This window comes from Catenulispora rubra, assembly GCF_015356825.1.
GTDB classification, from domain to species: domain Bacteria; phylum Actinomycetota; class Actinomycetes; order Streptomycetales; family Catenulisporaceae; genus Catenulispora; species Catenulispora rubra.
Window position 1 is genome coordinate 1 of record NZ_JAACYW010000591.1, and the last position, 1873, is coordinate 1873.

General features: G+C 69.3%; 2 protein-coding genes and 1 pseudogene. 2 read left to right on the plus strand and 1 reads right to left on the minus strand.

Going from position 1 to position 1873, the window contains the following annotated elements:
* A partial coding sequence (locus GWK61_RS54335; protein WP_194922251.1) for a BBE domain-containing protein occupies window positions 1-828 on the plus strand: 828 nt, incomplete at its 5' end.
* Between the two features lie 3 nt (window positions 829-831).
* Here GWK61_RS54335 and GWK61_RS54340 read toward each other — a convergent pair.
* The gene (locus GWK61_RS54340; RefSeq protein WP_194922252.1) at window positions 832-1176 is read right to left on the minus strand and encodes a winged helix-turn-helix transcriptional regulator; all 345 of its coding nucleotides are present in this window, start codon (window positions 1174-1176) and stop codon (window positions 832-834) included.
* A gap of 432 nt (window positions 1177-1608) precedes the next feature.
* Here GWK61_RS54340 and GWK61_RS54345 point away from each other — a divergent pair.
* Window positions 1609-1873, plus strand: a pseudogene (locus tag GWK61_RS54345) (arsenic transporter); the annotation flags it as partial.

The window sequence follows — 1873 nt, forward strand, 5'->3', positions numbered from 1 at the left end:
GAGTTGTTCTGGGCGGTGCGCGGGGCGGGGGCGGCTTTGGGGGTTGTGACAGCGTTCGAATTCGCTGCTCGGCCGGTGGGGGATGTGGTGTTCGGGCGGTTTGTTTATGACGGCGGCGCTGGTTTGGCTGGGGTGCTTGAGCGCTGGGGGGAGGTCGTGGAGAGCGCGCCGCGCGCGCTGACCAGCTTCTTGTATGCGGGTGGTGGCGGCCAGGTGCAGGTCATGGCGGTTTTCAACGGGGCGGATGACGCGGAGGCGATTGCTGCTTTGACGCCGCTGTTGGATGTGGGGCCGGTGGTGGGGCAGAGCGCGCAGCGGGTTCCGTATGCGGCGATCGTGCATGCGGACGACGCGCCGTATGAGGGCGGGAGTGTGCGGGGACCGTTGCTGAGCAATGGGTTCGCGGAGCATTTGACGCCGGCGTTGACACGTGAGGTCGCGGACGCGTTGCGGAGCGGGGTGACGCAGTTGCTGTCGATACGTGCTGTGGGTGGGGCGGTGAATGACGTCGCGGCGTCGGCGACGGCGTTCTCGCATCGGCACCAGAACTTCTCGGTCGCGGATATCGGGCGGCGGGAGGGCGAGTATCTGGCGTATTGGGATCGGATGCGCGAGCTCACGGAGGGGCTGTACATCAACTTCGAGACGGACACGCGGCCTGCGCGGCTGGTGGATGCGTTTTCCGGGGAGGCTTTGGGGCGGTTGCGGCGGGTCAAGGCGGAGTATGACCCGGAGGATGTGTTCGATCAGGCGATCGCGCTCGGGCCGCTCGGAGGGTTGGGCGCCGACGATGCGATGGTGAGTGCTGATCAGGCTGGGATCAGGTGAGGCTCAGGTGAGGTGATCCTCGGCCCAGTCGGCGACCTGCTCCAGGATCGGGACCAGTGCCTGGCCGGCCGGCGTGAGACCGTACTGCACGCCGGGCGGCCGGGCGTCGGTGACGCAGCGTTCGACGACGCCCGCCGCGGCCAGCTCGCCGAGCCGGTCGGAGAGCACGGAGTCGCTGATGGGACCGATGCGGCGCCGCAGGTCGGCGAAGCCCGCCGGTCCGGGCGCAAGGACGGCGACGATGAGGCCGTTCCACCGCTTGCCGAGCAGACCGAAGGCACGGCCGAGGGCACGTTCGCAGGCCGGCGCGTCGTGGTCGACGCGGGGGCGCGAGGTGGCCTTGGGCATGGGGTCAGTCTAGCTTGGCGGGGTGGAGGTACTACTTTTTTCGAAGTGGGGCGGCCAGGGCAGGGGCACGGTGCTGACGGCGGGGCTAGGGATCGGCTGGCGGTGGGTTGCTGGATGCGGGTTGCTCGATGCGTTGAGGGGCCAGTTATCTGGCGGAACTGGTAGACGCGCTGGCGAATGAGCTGACCGGTGAGCGGATCGGGCGGCAGGGCGGCAGGCAGATCGGCCGGGCAGCAAATCAGCAAGTGAGCATGTCGGACCGAAGACTGGTTAGTGCCCAGCCGGAGCACGAGCGGGCAGCTCGCGCGCCCCAGCCGCCGGCATTCGCCGAGGTGGCGCCCCTGCGGGCCGATATGATCCTTGCGCACTGTCTGCTGAGATCTGGAGTCCCGTTGTGAACGTCGCCTGTGGTGGGTTGGCGGGCGGATCGGTGTGTTGAGCTCCGGGGTGGGGACCGGGATCGCGGTTGTCCTGTTGTTCGTCGTGCTGGTCTTTGCCGTGGTGCGGCCTCGGGGGTGGCCGGAGGCTGCGGCGGCGGTGCCGGCGGCGGGGGTTGTCGTCGCGGTGGGGGCTGTGGAGCCGCGGGCTGCTTGGGCTGAGGTCACGGCGTTGGCGCCGACCGTGGGGTTCCTTGCCGCGGTGTTGGTGCTGGCGCAGCTGTGTGCTGATGACGGGCTCTTCGCGGCGGCGGGGGCGG